15 protein-coding genes are annotated in these 14,965 nt (G+C 36.6%); 9 read left to right on the top strand and 6 right to left on the bottom strand.

Features of this window, described 5'->3' with window-relative positions:
- Nucleotides 1-11: 11 nt before the first annotated feature.
- From LS41612_RS22145 to LS41612_RS22125, 5 genes are all read right to left on the bottom strand, one after another.
- Nucleotides 12-1,082 (bottom strand): ABC transporter ATP-binding protein, encoded by a 1,071-nt coding sequence (locus LS41612_RS22145; protein WP_024360800.1) that lies wholly within the window; start codon nucleotides 1,080-1,082, stop codon nucleotides 12-14.
- Nucleotides 1,083-1,127: 45 nt separating this feature from the next.
- Nucleotides 1,128-2,918: an ABC transporter ATP-binding protein gene (locus LS41612_RS22140; protein ID WP_024360799.1), complete on the bottom strand. Its 1,791-nt coding sequence runs from the start codon at nucleotides 2,916-2,918 to the stop codon at nucleotides 1,128-1,130.
- Nucleotides 2,919-3,292: 374 nt separating this feature from the next.
- Complete coding sequence (locus tag LS41612_RS22135; protein ID WP_024360798.1) at nucleotides 3,293-4,372, bottom strand: extracellular solute-binding protein; 1,080 nt, start codon at nucleotides 4,370-4,372, stop codon at nucleotides 3,293-3,295.
- Between the two features lie 181 nt (nucleotides 4,373-4,553).
- Nucleotides 4,554-5,456, bottom strand: a complete 903-nt coding sequence (locus LS41612_RS22130) for an EamA family transporter (RefSeq protein ID WP_024360797.1) — start codon at nucleotides 5,454-5,456, stop codon at nucleotides 4,554-4,556.
- 18 nt (nucleotides 5,457-5,474) lie between these two features.
- Nucleotides 5,475-6,038: a GNAT family N-acetyltransferase gene (locus LS41612_RS22125; RefSeq protein WP_024360796.1), complete on the bottom strand. Its 564-nt coding sequence runs from the start codon at nucleotides 6,036-6,038 to the stop codon at nucleotides 5,475-5,477.
- Between the two features lie 444 nt (nucleotides 6,039-6,482).
- On the opposite strand from LS41612_RS22125, the gene LS41612_RS22120 reads away from it, so the two are divergent.
- The 8 genes from LS41612_RS22120 to LS41612_RS22085 all read left to right on the top strand — a co-directional run bounded on the left by LS41612_RS22120 (nucleotide 6,483) and on the right by LS41612_RS22085 (nucleotide 12,883).
- Nucleotides 6,483-7,433 carry a carbohydrate kinase family protein gene (locus tag LS41612_RS22120; RefSeq protein WP_024360795.1) on the top strand — a complete coding sequence of 317 codons (951 nt, stop codon included), beginning with the start codon at nucleotides 6,483-6,485 and terminating at the stop codon, nucleotides 7,431-7,433.
- 531 nt (nucleotides 7,434-7,964) lie between these two features.
- Nucleotides 7,965-8,708, top strand: coding sequence for a hypothetical protein (locus tag LS41612_RS22115; protein ID WP_024360794.1), 744 nt, complete (start codon nucleotides 7,965-7,967; stop codon nucleotides 8,706-8,708).
- 58 nt (nucleotides 8,709-8,766) lie between these two features.
- Entirely contained in the window at nucleotides 8,767-9,165 is a 399-nt protein-coding gene (locus LS41612_RS22110) for a hypothetical protein (RefSeq protein ID WP_024360793.1), read from the top strand.
- Nucleotides 9,166-9,268: 103 nt separating this feature from the next.
- Nucleotides 9,269-9,703 carry a protein-tyrosine phosphatase family protein gene (locus LS41612_RS22105; protein WP_024360792.1) on the top strand — a complete coding sequence of 145 codons (435 nt, stop codon included), beginning with the start codon at nucleotides 9,269-9,271 and terminating at the stop codon, nucleotides 9,701-9,703.
- 287 nt (nucleotides 9,704-9,990) lie between these two features.
- Nucleotides 9,991-10,194, top strand: coding sequence for a PLDc N-terminal domain-containing protein (locus LS41612_RS22100; RefSeq protein ID WP_029747045.1), 204 nt, complete (start codon nucleotides 9,991-9,993; stop codon nucleotides 10,192-10,194).
- Nucleotides 10,191-11,084, top strand: a complete 894-nt coding sequence (locus tag LS41612_RS22095) for an ABC transporter ATP-binding protein (protein WP_024360790.1) — start codon at nucleotides 10,191-10,193, stop codon at nucleotides 11,082-11,084. The genes LS41612_RS22100 and LS41612_RS22095 overlap by 4 nt, the downstream gene beginning before the upstream one ends.
- Complete coding sequence (locus LS41612_RS22090; protein WP_024360789.1) at nucleotides 11,081-11,863, top strand: ABC transporter permease; 783 nt, start codon at nucleotides 11,081-11,083, stop codon at nucleotides 11,861-11,863. Before LS41612_RS22095 ends, LS41612_RS22090 begins: the two co-directional genes overlap by 4 nt.
- A gap of 312 nt (nucleotides 11,864-12,175) precedes the next feature.
- On the top strand, nucleotides 12,176-12,883 hold the full coding sequence (locus LS41612_RS22085) for a CBS domain-containing protein (protein WP_024360788.1): 708 nt from the start codon (nucleotides 12,176-12,178) through the stop codon (nucleotides 12,881-12,883).
- A 16-nt stretch (nucleotides 12,884-12,899) separates the two neighbouring features.
- Here LS41612_RS22085 and LS41612_RS22080 read toward each other — a convergent pair whose 3' ends face one another.
- Nucleotides 12,900-13,625: a YetF domain-containing protein gene (locus tag LS41612_RS22080; protein ID WP_024360787.1), complete on the bottom strand. Its 726-nt coding sequence runs from the start codon at nucleotides 13,623-13,625 to the stop codon at nucleotides 12,900-12,902.
- Between the two features lie 117 nt (nucleotides 13,626-13,742).
- Here LS41612_RS22080 and LS41612_RS22075 point away from each other — a divergent pair, with 117 nt between their 5' ends.
- Nucleotides 13,743-14,951: an MFS transporter gene (locus LS41612_RS22075; RefSeq protein ID WP_024360786.1), complete on the top strand. Its 1,209-nt coding sequence runs from the start codon at nucleotides 13,743-13,745 to the stop codon at nucleotides 14,949-14,951.
- Nucleotides 14,952-14,965: the final 14 nt, after the last annotated feature.

The following is a 14,965-nucleotide window of genomic DNA, read 5'->3' as shown; positions in this document are numbered from 1 at the left end:
TGGTCTGCCTCCTATTCTCCTAAAAAATATAGTGATTCATGCGCTATATTTAAAGTAATGCTTTCGCCAATGTTTTTTAGCTGTACATTTTTATTGATTATCATAACTTTCAATGAGAATTCAATAAAATCGACAATGTAATTTACACTTATTCCTGTAAATTCAACAAATGTGATTGTTCCAGTTAATGTATTTTCTCCAGGGCCCAGATTGACAGACTCTGGACGAATCGAAATAAACACGTTGTCTCCAATCATATGCGTTAAAGTAGGGGAGCTGTGTTGCTTTCGCCCAGTTAGAACAAGTCCATGCTTTGTTTTTACTTGCACTTCATCTGCGTTAATCGCAAAGATTGTCGCTTCGATTAAATTGGTTTCCCCGATGAAATCGGCAACGAAGCGGTTTACTGGTCGATTATAAATTTCTTGAGGTGTGCCGATTTGTTTTACATAACCATTGTCCATCACCATAATGCGGTCCGACATGGACATCGCTTCCATTTGATCGTGAGTTACATAAATGGTTGTAACACCTAACTCGGATTGAATTCTTTTAATTTCAATTCGCGTTTCCTCACGTAACTTTGCATCTAAATTCGACAACGGTTCATCGAGTAATAAAATATCAGGCTCAATCACAAGTGCTCTTGCTAGGGCAACGCGTTGCTGCTGACCACCAGATAATTCATTAATTTTCCTGCTGCCATATTGCCCTAAATGTACAAGTCCTCGAATGCGGTCAACTTTTTGTGTTATTTCCTGTTTAGAGAGCTTTCGTACTTGTAAGCCAAAAGCAATATTTTCGTCTACTGTCATGTGTGGAAACAGCGCATAATTTTGAAACACCATACCAATATTGCGTTTATTTGGCTGAAGTAATGTCACATCGCGATCATCGAAAAAAATTTTTCCTTCAGTAGGATAATAAAACCCTGCAATCATTCGCAATGTCGTCGTTTTCCCACAGCCACTAGGCCCAAGGAAGGTAAAGAATTCACCCGTATTGATTTCGAGATTTAAATCTTTTACACCTTGCACTTTCCCAAATTGCTTAGAGACATTTTCGATTTTGACATTTTTCAAACGCAATGCTCCTTTCTATTTTGAAAAGACAGATATGCATTGATTTCACCAATTGACATACTTATTAGCCTGTAGTTGATACAATTCCGCAAAATAGCCTTTGCTGGTCAACAGTTCTTGCATCGAACCTTCCTCTGCTATATGTCCGTCTTGCAATACAATGATACGATCCACCATATTTAAAGCAGATAATTTATGTGTTATTAATAGTAATGTTTTCGTTGATGAGAGATCTGCTAATGATTCAATCATTTGATGCTCACTTCTCGCGTCAAGAGACGCTGAAGGTTCATCTAAAATAAGAAATGCTGCATTGCGGAAGTAAGCTCTAGCAATTGCTACCTTTTGCCATTCACCACCTGAAAGTTCGGTTCCATTATCAAAGTTTTTACTTAAAACTTGCTCGTACCCATAATCAAAACTTGCAACCAAATCCACAAGATCGCTTTTTTCGGTAACAATTGCTAACATTCCATCATCATTAGTATTCCCTGTGTCACTAATTAAAATATTTTCTTTATAAGTTAACTGGTAACGTGAAAAGTCTTGGAACACTATACCGATAATTTTGCGGTATGCGTCGATTTCATATTCGGTAATATCAATGCCGTTTAATTCAATGATTCCTTCGGTTGGCTCGTATAATCTTGTAATCAGCTTAACGATAGTCGATTTTCCAGCACCATTTTCGCCGACTAATGCAATCTTTTGTCCCATGCTGATTGTCAAACTTACATTCTGGAGTATAGGCTTGGAGGAATTAGGGTAATGAAAAGATACATTTTTAAACCGAATAGTAAATTCATTTTGTTCTAGACATAATAGCTTTTCACCTGATGAAATATCTGATTTTAAAGAGATAAACTTAAAGTATTTTTCCATATAAAGTAGCGTGTCATATAGTAAGCTTGAATTTTCTATGAAACTTGCCAAACTTTGACGTGCGAGTAAAACTGATGAAGCGAAAATTACTATATCTCCTGCGGTAAATGTATTATTTAGTACACCAGTGACTACCCACCAAAAACTCAACCCAATTCCAATCATGCCAATTCCGACAAATAGTATTGAGAAGAAAGTTTGCTTATATCTAATTTTTTTAATATCTGCATGGATTTTATCGAACGTTAACATGTATTTATTAATGAAGAAGTCAGCAGTATTATATATTTTCACTTCTTTCATATGTTCTTTTGATAGCATGACTGAGCTGTAATATTGCATCTTTCTAGCTTCAGGACTATTTATGACAAGTGTTTCAAATGCCTCTTTTTGTAATTTATAGGTAACGATAGCCTGAGGAATAATCGCAACAAACACAATGATTGCTATCAAAATATTAAAGTTTGTTAATAACACCAACATTGAAATGCCTGTTAGTACACTACTAATCATGCCCGAAGTAAAAACAATAAGATTTACTGGTCGCCACGCAGCCTCTTGCTCAAGTATTTGTATATCATCATAAAATTCTGGATTTTCGAAGTAGTATAATCCCTTTATTTCTGAGGATTTATCCATCAAGCTTTTATTTAATTGGGCAATTAATCTATCCGTTATTAAACCTTGAAAGGTCATTTCAACAGGACCTAAAATGGCATTAATAAATGACACGATTATCCAAGATAGTACAAAGAAAATAATGATAGAATAAACGATGGTGTCGGTAGTAGAAATAGCATCGATTAATCCTTTCGAAAACCATAGAGTTAGAGATGGTAATATAGCTTGAAAAGGAATAATAACAAACAAAATAATAGAATAAAACTTCGAAGCACCCCAAAAAAGAGGCAGAGTTTTTACAAGAAGTTTCAAATAAGAGTAAAATGTATTCATGATTCTTCACCTAATTATACAATATATATTGTATTTATATTCCAAATACAATTTGCGTTAGCCTGTCACGCGGAATTGTTTAATTAACTGATAAAATCGCCAATTTTAAGGATAGAAATTAAAATCCGAATGACAGAAAAGCGATTCCTCTAAAAATACTTTTAATAGTATCATAGGTAATCCTCCCTCGATTTTAAGTATAATAATTATAAATTGAATAATCTGAAAAAACAAATTAGTCTAAAATTAGACCATGCTAGTATTATAACTTTATGTTTCATTACAGGTTATTTTATGAGGTACTTAAATTTTAATAAAAGGCATCAAGAGGGGCTTCTTGATACCTTTAGTCAGCACGGGTTTTCTGAGTTGCTCTATTTCTTTCCTCTACCTTTTATATTAGTATCCCAGTGTTCCATCCATGCTGCCTCTTTTTCCGACATTAACTGCCAATCAATATCAAATGTTTTTAAATCTAATTCCTGATACCATTCTGGCATTGTCGCTTGATCAATGTCGGAGCGTGTTGGAATTTGGTAATAGTCGTTCGCTAATTTGGTAACCATCTCTTTTTCAAATAAAAATTCAACGAATAATTTTGCGTTCTCTAAATTTTTTGCCTTGTTAACAACCGCAACACCATCTACTAAAATTGGTGCACCACTCTTTGGATAGATGTAATCAAACGGATAATCTGTTGTATACTTTTTCAATAGGATATCTTGTAGATTCCATAATGAAACACTACCTTCTTGACGTGTAAGCTTTAAATAAAGTGCATTAGGATCTTGCGTATATTCTTTTGTGTTGGCATCTAATTTTAATAGCCATTCATAACCTTTGTCAGGTGTGTCGGCACCTTGACGAACAATCATGGATGAATAAATCGTGCGCATAGTTCCTGACGCTAATACCCCACGAATTAAAATTTGGTCCTGCCATTTCGGATCTAATAAATCATCCCAATCTTGTGGACCGGTTTCTTTTGTTAGTAAGTCACTATTAATCATAATGACTTCAGGTAATAGCATTTCACCGAACCAGCGACCTTCTGTATCTTTATAGTTTGCATCGATTGTGTCGATAAAGCTCGGTTGCCATGCATGGAGTAAATCCTCGTTTGCTCCAACCATTAAGGCGGATTGAGTACCACCCCACCAAAAATCTGCTTGAGGATTTGCTTTTTCACCGCGTAGACGCTCTAATATTTGTTGAGCCCCCATTGTTAAAAACTCCACTTGAATGTCCGGGTACTTCTCATTAAACTGATCGATTACGCCTTGCACCATTTCTTCATCACGCCCTGTGTAAATGACCAGCTTACCTGACGGAGATGTGTTTCCATCTACTTTTGCAGCATCTTTTGTCGAACCCTGATCGTTAGTGCTACTACAAGCAGCTACAACGATTAGCATCAACACAAGCAAAAATCCAAAAATACGTGTTTTTTTCATAATCATCTTCCCCTTCCTTTAGTGAGTTGCTTACATAGTGCAGTATAATACTAAAATAAAACATTAATGTTAGAATAATTAAAAAATTCTAACGTTACTACTATCATAATTTAATAAATTGACTGTTTTCAACGGTATATTGTAAAAATTAAAAACTCCTTAAAAATGGTTTTATCCATTTTTAAGGAGTTTTTACGGGTGATTTTCGATTGGCAAGCATACTAGGTAACATCATGCCGATAATCACTAAAGCAATGCCGATTACTTGTAAAACAGTGAGTGATTCATGCAATACGATAACAGAAACAGTCACAGCTACAGGTAGTTCAATTGCACTTAAAATAGAGGCCAGTGCGCCACCCACTTTGGGTACTGCAATTGAAAATAAATAAATGGGTAAGATTATACCGAATAGTCCAAGTGCTAATCCATATTTCCATAAGCCTTCAGCAAATAATTTGCCATTCCATGCAATTTCAGGACTGAGGAAAATACTAACTATAATTAGTGCTACAAAAGAAACAATTAAAACTCTTGATGTCGTTGTAACACCTTCAACGGGACGAGAGTTAAATTGGATAAAGCAGGCAAAGGTAAATGCAGCAGCTAACCCAAATAACCAGCCTTGAATCGCAATACCGCTTAAATCGACATTCAATACACCGGCAGCCAAAATAGTCCCCGCAAATAGAATCAGTATCGAAATAACTTCGGGTCTACTTGGCAGACGCTTATGGATAACGCAATCTAACAGCAAACCAATCCAAGTAAATTGGAAAAGCATAACGACGGCTAGAGATGCAGGTAAATATTTTAATGACTCTCCGTAAACGATGCCAGTAATACCTGTAAAAATCCCTGCGCTAACTAATATAAATAGTCCGTGTTTTGAAAGTTTCGGTAGTTTTCTTTGGGTGATGATAAAAATTGTTAAAACAAGTATAAAGCCAATGATGTATTGACTCGATACCGCCTCTGATGATGTAAAGCCATGCAACATAGCTACTTTCACGATGGTCGATAAAATGCCATAACTACTAGAAGCGATGACTATCAACAGAGGATATAATACATTTGTTTTCATGCTTAATTAATCCACATCCTAAATCTGTTTCACCATATGATGGAAAGGTTCGTCTATGATGGACCATGGTTCAGTAATCACAAAGCCCATACGTTCATATAAGCGACGAGCATCTTCTTTTTGCGTTTCAACATTCAGTGATAATTTTGTAAAACCTCGTTGTTTTGTTTGCTCAATGGCGAATTGGATTAATAGTGTACCGATTCCTTTACCACGAGCCTCTGGTGCTACACAAACTGTATCAATATAATATTCATCTTGATGCGCCTCTTGATCGATAGCGATTGAAGGAGCATTTTTCTCTTCAAGCCATTTTACGAGATTGGCATCCATTTGAATGGCTTGTTCACCATTATAGTAAACAAGGATGCCTAAAACTTGTTCACCTTCCACAGCAACAAAAGTATTTAAATAAGAGTGTCTGTTGTCTTCACGTTTGAAGAGGACTGTTAGTTCTTGTTCTACCATTGAAGCTGTCTGTTCACCTGTTAAACGGTTGGCAATCTCACCAATCGCATCAATAATTAGTGGCACAACGGCACGGGCATCCTGTGGTTGTGCTTGTCGAATCGTAATACTCATTGTTAAAATCCCTACCTTTCTATAGGCAAGTATAACAAAGATAGATGATGTCTCAAGCTTTTGAAATATTCGCTACTTTATATTTAGCAAATAGTATGGCTATGGATAGACGTTGCCGTCGGTGCTTTCCGCTTAGCACAACCCTTGCAGGCGCTGTGATTCCTCGTCTTACGAACTATCAGTAGATGTCGCCATTGCTGAAAGGAAAAAAATATAATCGTTAGAAGAATAAAACAGAAAAATGTTTCAAATTAAATATAGAAAACACTGCTGTTGGCTGCCTTTAAGGGCGGGTTTTCCTCCTTTGGATGGCCAAAGTAAGCTAAAGAAGTTGTGCTGGCGTAAATGATGTATGTCTTTCATTATTTTTCCGAAAGTTTAAAACTTTATTGGAATTCAACTTTCATGTTAATCTAGAATGAATAGACTTTCGGGGGGACTACAATGACAAAGGAAGATAAGGATTATATTTTAGTCTATGGAGATGCTTTTATTGACTATATTGCTGATGATGTAACGAATACATCTTTTACTAAATATATGGGTGGCGCAACGGTAAATGTGGCTGCAGGCATTAGCCGTATCGGGGCTCCATCTGCGCTGATTACGATTACAGGAGATGACGAAGGCTCACAATTTGTCCGAGATGGTCTTGCACAAGAAGGCGTGAACCTCGATTTTGCGGTATTTAACCCTGCAAAACGTGTAAGTGGTGTATACGTACATTTAACAGAAGCATGTGAGCGAATTTTCAAAGATTATGTCGATGAGACACCCGATTTACAGGTGGAAGCAACACAATTAAATGAGGCGGCCTTTAAACATGCTTCTGCTCTCATTGTGTGCTCAGGCACAATGTTCCATCCAACTGCACTTGCAACGACTAGTGCTACTGTTGATATGGCAAAGGAAAAAGGTGCTATTATCGCAATGGATGCCAACATTCGACCTTTACGTTGGAGTAGTGAAGAAATTTGTCGTGAGACCATCACTTCTTTCTTTGAAAATGTAGATATTTTAAAAGTCACGGATGATGAGTTATTTTTCTTAACAGAGACCACTACTTTAGAAGAAGGTATCGAACAATTAAACAGTTATTTAGTGCCGATTATTTTAGTAACAGTAGGGGAAGAGGGCACGTATGCAGTATTAAACGGTGAGGTTATACATGTACCGACCGAGAAGGTTGTGCCAGTGGACACTACGGGTGCGGGAGATGCATTTATGGCAGGCGTTCTGCGCGATGTCCATTACAACGGTTTACCAACAACTGAGGAAGAACTAGTTCGTTGTGTGAGCTTTGGTAATCGCTTAGGTGCTATGGCAGCAACAAAGCCAGGGGCGTTAACTGCATTACCGTATTATGAAGATATCAAACATTTATTAGAGAAATAAGAGTTACAGTGGGTGTAGGTCTATATAAATAAATATTAATTAAAAGATGTGCTGATTATGGTACATCTTTTTCTTTTTCAAAGTTATTAAGTTAACATATGCCAAAACTATTTTTGTAGTTTATTTAGGAACATGCTATTGTCCAAGTAGCTAACAGGATGAGAACGTAAGTACTTTTATTTTTATGTAACGGATAGTTTTTTTACACAATAGTGTAGCAGCTAAAGCTGTGTATTTCCTTTCCGCATACTAACTTCCAAGATACAAAATATTATTCAAGTTCATGACCATGAAGTAGTTTTTTACTTAGCTTTTTTGACATTATAGCTTAAAAATACTATATTTTCTGTCATTTTTACTAGACTGCCCCTAAATAAATAATATATTATTTAATTATTCAAAAAACTGTGAAGGGGGATAGAGTAGCAGAAAATAGTCGATTAAAATGTATAAATAAATTTTCTCTTTTGCTCTTGCCTTTTGCTAATGATGTATTATTTAATTATTCCGAAAGATAAGGAGAAGGATAAAATGGAAAAAAAGTCATTGATTAAGTCGTACAAATTGTTCACAGTTCTTTTTATTTTCGCCTGTATTCTCTTTATTACAAATAATAGTACCGCATCGGCAGCTGAGTTAAGTCAACAGGAACAAGAAAAAGAAGAATTATATCAACAATATATAGAAATTTTAGAGGAAGTAAAAGCTACAGTTACATGGGGAGACGGCCTAGAAGGCATTGAAGTTTCTCCAATTGATGAATTTGAAGAAGAAGATTGGGTTTCCCCAGAAGTATTTAGACAACGAGCAATTGAGAGGGTACAATCTAGCGTTGTTGAAATTGAAATTCCTGAAATTCCTTTTTATGAATTCGAAGAAGATAGGTTTTCAGAAAAAATATTCGAACGGCGAGCAATTGGGGCGACACAAGCTAACCCTGTTGCGGCTCTTGCAAATAACATAACGCTATTGTCTACTACTTCTGCATCACGTAAGGTTAGAGTGTTACATGAATCAACTCCTATTGATATAACAATATTTGCGACTTTTACAACACAGCTTTCTGATGGTCGCCAAGTATTAACTGGCTATTCTAATTTACGCACTATTCCTTCAAGAGGTTTTTTTACCCGTACAGGAGTAGACGCTCGTATTACTAATAGAGGCACAACTTACGCATTTACGATTGGTGGAAGTTTAAAGTATGTTGGTTTAACAACTTATCATACATTAAATACAAAATTCTATTGCAGTCCAACTGGTGTAGTTTCATAACATAAATCAAAAAATATTTCTTTATGAGACATCTGAACATCATAAGGAGTAGGATAGAATGGAAAAAAAACGTCGATTAAAAACGTACAAATTGTTCACAATCCTTTTTGCCTTGGCTTGTATCCCCTTTATATTCTTTATTACAAAAATTGATACAGCACCTGTAACTGAGTTAAGTCAACAAGAAAAAGAAGAATTACATCAACAATATATAGAAATTTTAGAGGAAGTAAAAGCTACAGTTACATGGGGAGACGGCCTAGAAGGCATTGAAGTTTCTCAAATTGATGAATTTGAAGAAGAAGATTGGGTATCCCCAGAAGTATTTAGACAACGAGCAATTGAGAGGGTACAATCTAGCGTTGTTGAAATTGATGAAACCGAAGAAGATTGGTTTTCCCTAGAAGCATTGAAACAACGAGTAATGGAGGTAATGAAAAAGCTTGGTTTTTCCTAGAAGTATTTAGACAACGAGCGATTAAGGCGGAACCTGTTCAACTTAATTATCTTCATAAGATCGGACATTTATTAGAGAAATAACAGCTTGGAGCGTGAATCGGATGGAAAAAAACTATGATGTGTTAGTGAAAGATCGATTATTTTTTGGTGGTGCACAGGATGCTGAAGCTGCTTTTTCAAATGAGCAGGTAGACGTTGTCATTGATGTTCGAGTGAATGGATTAACTGAACTAGAACAGCAAGCAGCACACTATAACTACAACCATCTGCCTATCGCTGATGAAGAAGCTCAAGTAGCTCAGTCTATTGACACAGTAGCGAAAAAAATAGTCGCTGCCTATGAATCTGGACAGAAGGTTTACTTCCATTGTGGAAGTGGGGGTGGACGAGCAGGTGTAGCTGCGACGGCTGTGTTAATGGAACTTGGCTTAGCCGATTCTTTGGAGGAAGCGGAGTTAGCTGTTAAACAGGCTCGTTCCCAAGTAAAGATACGCCCAAATATGGCTACTGCTTTAAAGAAATTGTATGAAAAGTAGTGCTATCAACCTTAGCATCTACATGTTATCGTCTTACGAAACAAATCTATATGTAAACGCGGCCTGCCATGTTCAAATGGTGGGCTTTTTATAATTTTTAATAAATTTAAGTAACTGCGGTATGACTAATTTGTAGGTAAGTCAGATATACAAGTTACAGTTCTGCCAGAGCTGTCTTTCTTGATTTAACGCCTAGTGCAAAATTTATAAGCAAGATAAAAATTGTTCTATACATATTATAACAAAGTTGTTATAGTGATATTAGAACAAAAGGCGAGGTGGTTTGGATGATGGAGGAGTTAGCAAATATCCCTTGGGCGATTATAGCGCCACTAATCGGCGTACAAATTATTTTAGTTATTGTTGCATTGATTGATCTTAGTAAAATTCATGCAACGAATGGACCGAAAATTTTATGGGTATTGATAATATTATTTATTAATTTACTTGGACCAATAGCATATTTTATCGTTGGGAGAAAACAATCATGACTACATTACTACAGGTAACAGGGTTGACGAAGCGTTTTGCGGAAAAAACTGTAGTGGATGCCATTGATTTTGTTTTAGAAGAGCATACCTCTACAGCGTTAATCGGACCAAATGGAGCAGGAAAGACAACAACTTTATCCATGTTAACAGGTTTATTAAGACCCTCTTTCGGTAGTGTAAACATGGTGGGGGGAGATTTACGAGCAAATATTGGGTTTTTACCGCAATATCCACAATTTCAGCCGTGGTTAAGTGCATTAGAGTTTACGGAGATGGCTGCAAAGTTAAGCGGTGTATCTGCTAAAAAGGCAAAGCAGGAAGCTCAAAAAACGTTAGAATTTGTCGGCTTAGGAAATGATCTTCATAAAAAAATTGCAACGTTTTCCGGTGGGATGAAACAACGGCTAGGTATTTCCCAGGCAATTGTCCATAAGCCTAAACTACTGTTGTTAGATGAACCAGTATCTGCTTTAGATCCTGTTGGACGTAGGGAAGTACTTGATTTATTAAAAGGCTTACAGCAACAGACGACAATTTTATATTCCACACATATTTTAAATGATGCGGAAGAGATGACGGACCAGCTATTATTTTTGCGTGATGGCAAACTTGTCGAACAAGGGACATTACGTGAGGTACGCCAACGTTATGACGAGCCAAATTATGTAGTAGAGTTTAGCACAGTGGAAGAGGCGCAGTATTTTGTCAGTCAATCTACATTTAAATGTGCAGTCAATGGTTGCTATGTGTCTGTAGCCATTCAAGAAGATAAACCAAGCATACAGCAATTGCTTGAAAGCCTTACTGCTTATCCGTATTTAGTGAGAAATGTTGCACGTCAAACAGCATCGCTCGAAGAAATTTTTATGAAGGTGGCGAAACGAGTATGAGTGGCATGAACGTACTTCTTCAGAAGGAATTCCGAGAAGCGTGGCGAAGTAGAAAATTTTTATGGATTCCACTTGTTTTTGCACTTTTAGGTATGAGCGAACCACTAACGAACTATTATATGATGGATATACTAGAGGCGGTTGGCAATATGCCTGAAGGCTTTGAAATGTTGATGCCAGAATTAGTACCAGCCGATTTGTTACTTGCTACAATTAGCCAGTTTCAATTAATTGGATTACTAGTGCTAATGGCTTCTTTTGTAGGAGCTATTAGTAAGGAACGTTCAAATGGAACAGCAACCTTATTGTATGTACGACCTATTTCATTTGCTTCTTTTTTTATAAGTAAGTTTATTGTGATTAGTGCAGTTGGCTTTGTCAGTATAATAGCGGGATTTGCAGCAAGTGTGTACTATACGGTTGTGCTGTATGGAACATTTGAAGTTGCGACCCTTTTAGCAAGTATTGGTACGTATTTTATATGGGTTTTATTTGTCTTAGCGTTAACGCTAATGATGAGTGCTGCATTTAAAACAACTGTTGCGGCAACAGCTGCATTTATTATTATTTTTATTGGTCAAATTATTGATGGACTTGTAGGTACATTTTGGACTATATCACCTTGGAAATTACCACTATACGGTGTTCAGCTTATTCGTGGCACGATGGAGATGTCTGATTATTGGTGGAGCCTAGTTATGACAGTTGTTCTTATATGTATGTGTACGAGTATCGGCGTTTTTTCAATGAAGAAAAATGCTTCATCGACTAAAATCTAACTTGCTTTCTTGTAAAATATAGTGCCAGGCACCCAAATAATTCGGAATATTTAAAATTGTTTAGGTGCCTGACACCCCAATCCACTTTGATTCTCGCGGCTTACCTTGAGCCTGCGGAAAGCGAAGTGGATTTTTACGTGCCAGGCACCTGAGCAATTCAGATTTTTCACATTTGTGTGAGTGCCAGGCACCCAAACTTATTGCACGAACTTTTCTTGGAATATCCATAACTTAGGAATATAATGTAGCTATAACTCAATATTTGTCAAATAACTCGAAAAATATAAAATATTGCTATGGTAGGTGATAAGATTGGTTACTACTCAAAATTCTGATCGCTTTCTAACGGCATTTAATCGAATTGACCATAGACTAAGAGATATTATTGGTGCAAAAGATTTTATGCCATTTTACCGTTTAGTGGATCAGGCAAAGAAAAAGGATGTATTGGTACGTAAATATGAGGATGATTTACGGTCCTATGCAGATTTACGTAATGCGATTGTTCACCATCGTACATCTATGGAATATGTAATTGCAGAACCGCATGTAGATGTCGTAGAGCGCATTGAATATATGGACGCTACGCTGGCAAAACCAACACTTGTAGGACAAATGTTCCGAAAAAAGGTGCTGGTCTTTCAAGAAAATGATTCTTTAAAGCATGTATTAAAAGTGATTCGCAGTCGGAAATTCACTCAATTTCCGGTTTACAATAAAACGCAATTTAAAGGTCTTGTGACGACTGTTGGTATTACTAACTGGCTTGCATCTGTCATGGGAGGCAATCATGTACCGAGGCACGTTCCTACATTGCATGATATATTATTACACGAAAAAAATAGAGTGAATTACAAATTTGTGAGTAGATACATAACGATTTATGAGGCTGAGGAAATATTTAAGCAAGGTGTGGAGAGAGGAAGACGTTTTGAAGCGTTGTTGATTACCGAGCACGGCAAAACACACCAAAAACTGATTGGTATTATTACCCCATTGGATATAATGCAAGTAGAATAGGCAAGACGAAACAAGCTTAAGGGCTTGACCGTCTCGCTTTATCTTTTAGACTGATATATAAAGAGCCATTCGCTTGAACTTGTGCAAAAAAGACATCTTCGTAAGTTTGGACATTTTGTTTTTTTAATTTTTTCATGACCCAATCTTCGGTTAATTCAAGTTCGACGATATTTTCTTTAATCAGTTGTCCATCGGAAATGACTTCTGTTGGTAAGTAGGTAGGTGGGGTAACATCTGCCTTTACATCTTGTTTTGTAGCGGGTTGCTCCGTAGGCTTAGCTAATACACTTAAATTACCCGTAGTCTCCAGTATGGCATATTGCACGTCTTGCACGGAAAATACAGCTTGTTCACGTAACATCATCGTTAACTCATCCATGTGTAAACGATTTTTCTTGAGCGCAGATTCTAAAATAAGCCCATTTTGAATAACAATAGTGGGCTTATCGTCAATCAGCACACGTGCTTTTTTAGATTTTATCGTAATAATGGTCATAAGATACGTTAAAACGCTCCACCAAATTAATGCAATAAGTCCTTCTAAAAAAGGTGTTTCAGACTGTGCTGCAATTTCAGAAGCAATGGATCCGAACGTAATACCTGTTGTATAGTGGAAAAATGTAAGCTGTCCTAGCTGCTTTTTGCCAAGTATTCGTGTAACAATGAGTAGTGCAAAAAAGGATAGAGATGCTCTAAGTATCATTTCAAAAACATTGGCGTGAAAAAATTCATCTACAGTCATACAACAATCAACTCCTTAAACTGCTATCGTCGAAGAATAGCTTGTGCAAAAAGAGGAATTGTATGCGACAATCTGTTTTTAAAAAAATTCGAATAAATAAGGAAGTGTGGTGATAGCATGAACAAACAAATGGTACATTCGAACAACAATCCAGTATTTCCGATTATGATTGCTATTGCTATTGCCCATCTAATCAATGATACTATGCAGGCTGTAATCCCTGCGATGTTTCCAATATTGAAGAGTGAGCTCGGTTTGACCTTTACACAAATCGGGCTTATTTCATTCGTATTAAACATGTTTGCTTCTGCCTTACAACCAGTTGTCGGCTATGTCAGTGATAAAAAACCGATGCCCTATGCTTTACCAATAGGGATGATTAGCTCGTTTATAGGTATCGCGATTTTAGCCTTCACAGCGCAATATTGGGTAATACTTGTAGCTGTATTATTTTTAGGTTTTGGCTCAGCTATATTTCATCCAGAAGGTTCGCGCGTATCTTTTATGGCAGCAGGCTCTAAACGAGGCCTTGCACAATCGATTTATCAAGTCGGGGGAAATTCTGGACAAGCGCTAGCACCATTAATCAGTGCATATATTTTAGATATTTTTGGACAACGCGGAGCGGCATTTGTCTTAATCGCGACAACTTTTGGGATTCTTTTATTGAGTAAAATTGCTAAATGGTATAAGAAGCAATTGGAGCAAGAACGGTTAGCAAAGAAAAAACGTACATTGGTATCATCTTTGCCACCATTAACAAAGAAACAGGTAGGAATTGCTTTAACATTATTATTTACTATTATTTTTGCAAGATCATTTTATACAACGAATATAACAAGTTTTTATGTTTTCTATTTAATGGATCATTATGATGTAAGTCTGCGTCTTGGACAGATATTAATATTTACTTTTATGGCTTTTGGCGTTGTTGGTACTTTTTTTGGGGGTTCATTATCAGATCGTATTGGACGAAAAAATGTTATTTTACTGTCAGTTGTTGTACCAATGCCATTCTGTTTAGCTTTGCCTTATGTACCGCTATGGACTGCAACAATATTTTTAGTCATTATCGGAACATTAATTATGATTAGCTTCTCTGTAACGGTTGTCTATGCGCAAGAGCTCGTACCAACTAAGATTGGTACAATGGCAGGGCTAACAACTGGCTTTGCATTTGGTATGGGAGCAATTGGTGCCATGGTTATTGGTGTTTTAATGGATCATAAAGGTATTGATTTTACAATGGTAGTCGTTTCCTTACTTCCGTTGTTATTACTAGTGGCATTTTTCTTGCCTAAAGATACTCCAGCTTCAGCTTTATAAATACAAGACTAGGC

The organism is Lysinibacillus sphaericus, from assembly GCF_002982115.1.
Classification (GTDB): Bacteria; Bacillota; Bacilli; order Bacillales_A; family Planococcaceae; genus Lysinibacillus; species Lysinibacillus sphaericus.
Note: the sequence above shows the minus strand (reverse complement) of the source record. Positions and strands in the feature narration are given on the sequence as shown.

Excerpts from the sequence above, each read along its gene's own strand:
- LS41612_RS22130 (WP_024360797.1), bottom strand. The coding sequence starts at position 5,456 with ATGAAAACAAATGTATTATATCCTCTGTTGATAGTCATCGCTTCTAGT.
- LS41612_RS22100 (WP_029747045.1), top strand. The coding sequence starts at position 9,991 with ATGATGGAGGAGTTAGCAAATATCCCTTGGGCGATTATAGCGCCACTA.
- LS41612_RS22125 (WP_024360796.1), bottom strand. The coding sequence starts at position 6,038 with ATGAGTATTACGATTCGACAAGCACAACCACAGGATGCCCGTGCCGTT.
- LS41612_RS22075 (WP_024360786.1), top strand. The coding sequence starts at position 13,743 with ATGAACAAACAAATGGTACATTCGAACAACAATCCAGTATTTCCGATT.
- LS41612_RS22105 (WP_024360792.1), top strand. The coding sequence starts at position 9,269 with ATGGAAAAAAACTATGATGTGTTAGTGAAAGATCGATTATTTTTTGGT.
- LS41612_RS22095 (WP_024360790.1), top strand. The coding sequence starts at position 10,191 with ATGACTACATTACTACAGGTAACAGGGTTGACGAAGCGTTTTGCGGAA.
- LS41612_RS22140 (WP_024360799.1), bottom strand. The coding sequence starts at position 2,918 with ATGAATACATTTTACTCTTATTTGAAACTTCTTGTAAAAACTCTGCCT.
- LS41612_RS22090 (WP_024360789.1), top strand. The coding sequence starts at position 11,081 with ATGAGTGGCATGAACGTACTTCTTCAGAAGGAATTCCGAGAAGCGTGG.
- LS41612_RS22080 (WP_024360787.1), bottom strand. The coding sequence starts at position 13,625 with ATGACTGTAGATGAATTTTTTCACGCCAATGTTTTTGAAATGATACTT.
- LS41612_RS22110 (WP_024360793.1), top strand. The coding sequence starts at position 8,767 with ATGGAAAAAAAACGTCGATTAAAAACGTACAAATTGTTCACAATCCTT.
- LS41612_RS22135 (WP_024360798.1), bottom strand. The coding sequence starts at position 4,372 with ATGAAAAAAACACGTATTTTTGGATTTTTGCTTGTGTTGATGCTAATC.
- LS41612_RS22120 (WP_024360795.1), top strand. The coding sequence starts at position 6,483 with ATGACAAAGGAAGATAAGGATTATATTTTAGTCTATGGAGATGCTTTT.
- LS41612_RS22115 (WP_024360794.1), top strand. The coding sequence starts at position 7,965 with ATGGAAAAAAAGTCATTGATTAAGTCGTACAAATTGTTCACAGTTCTT.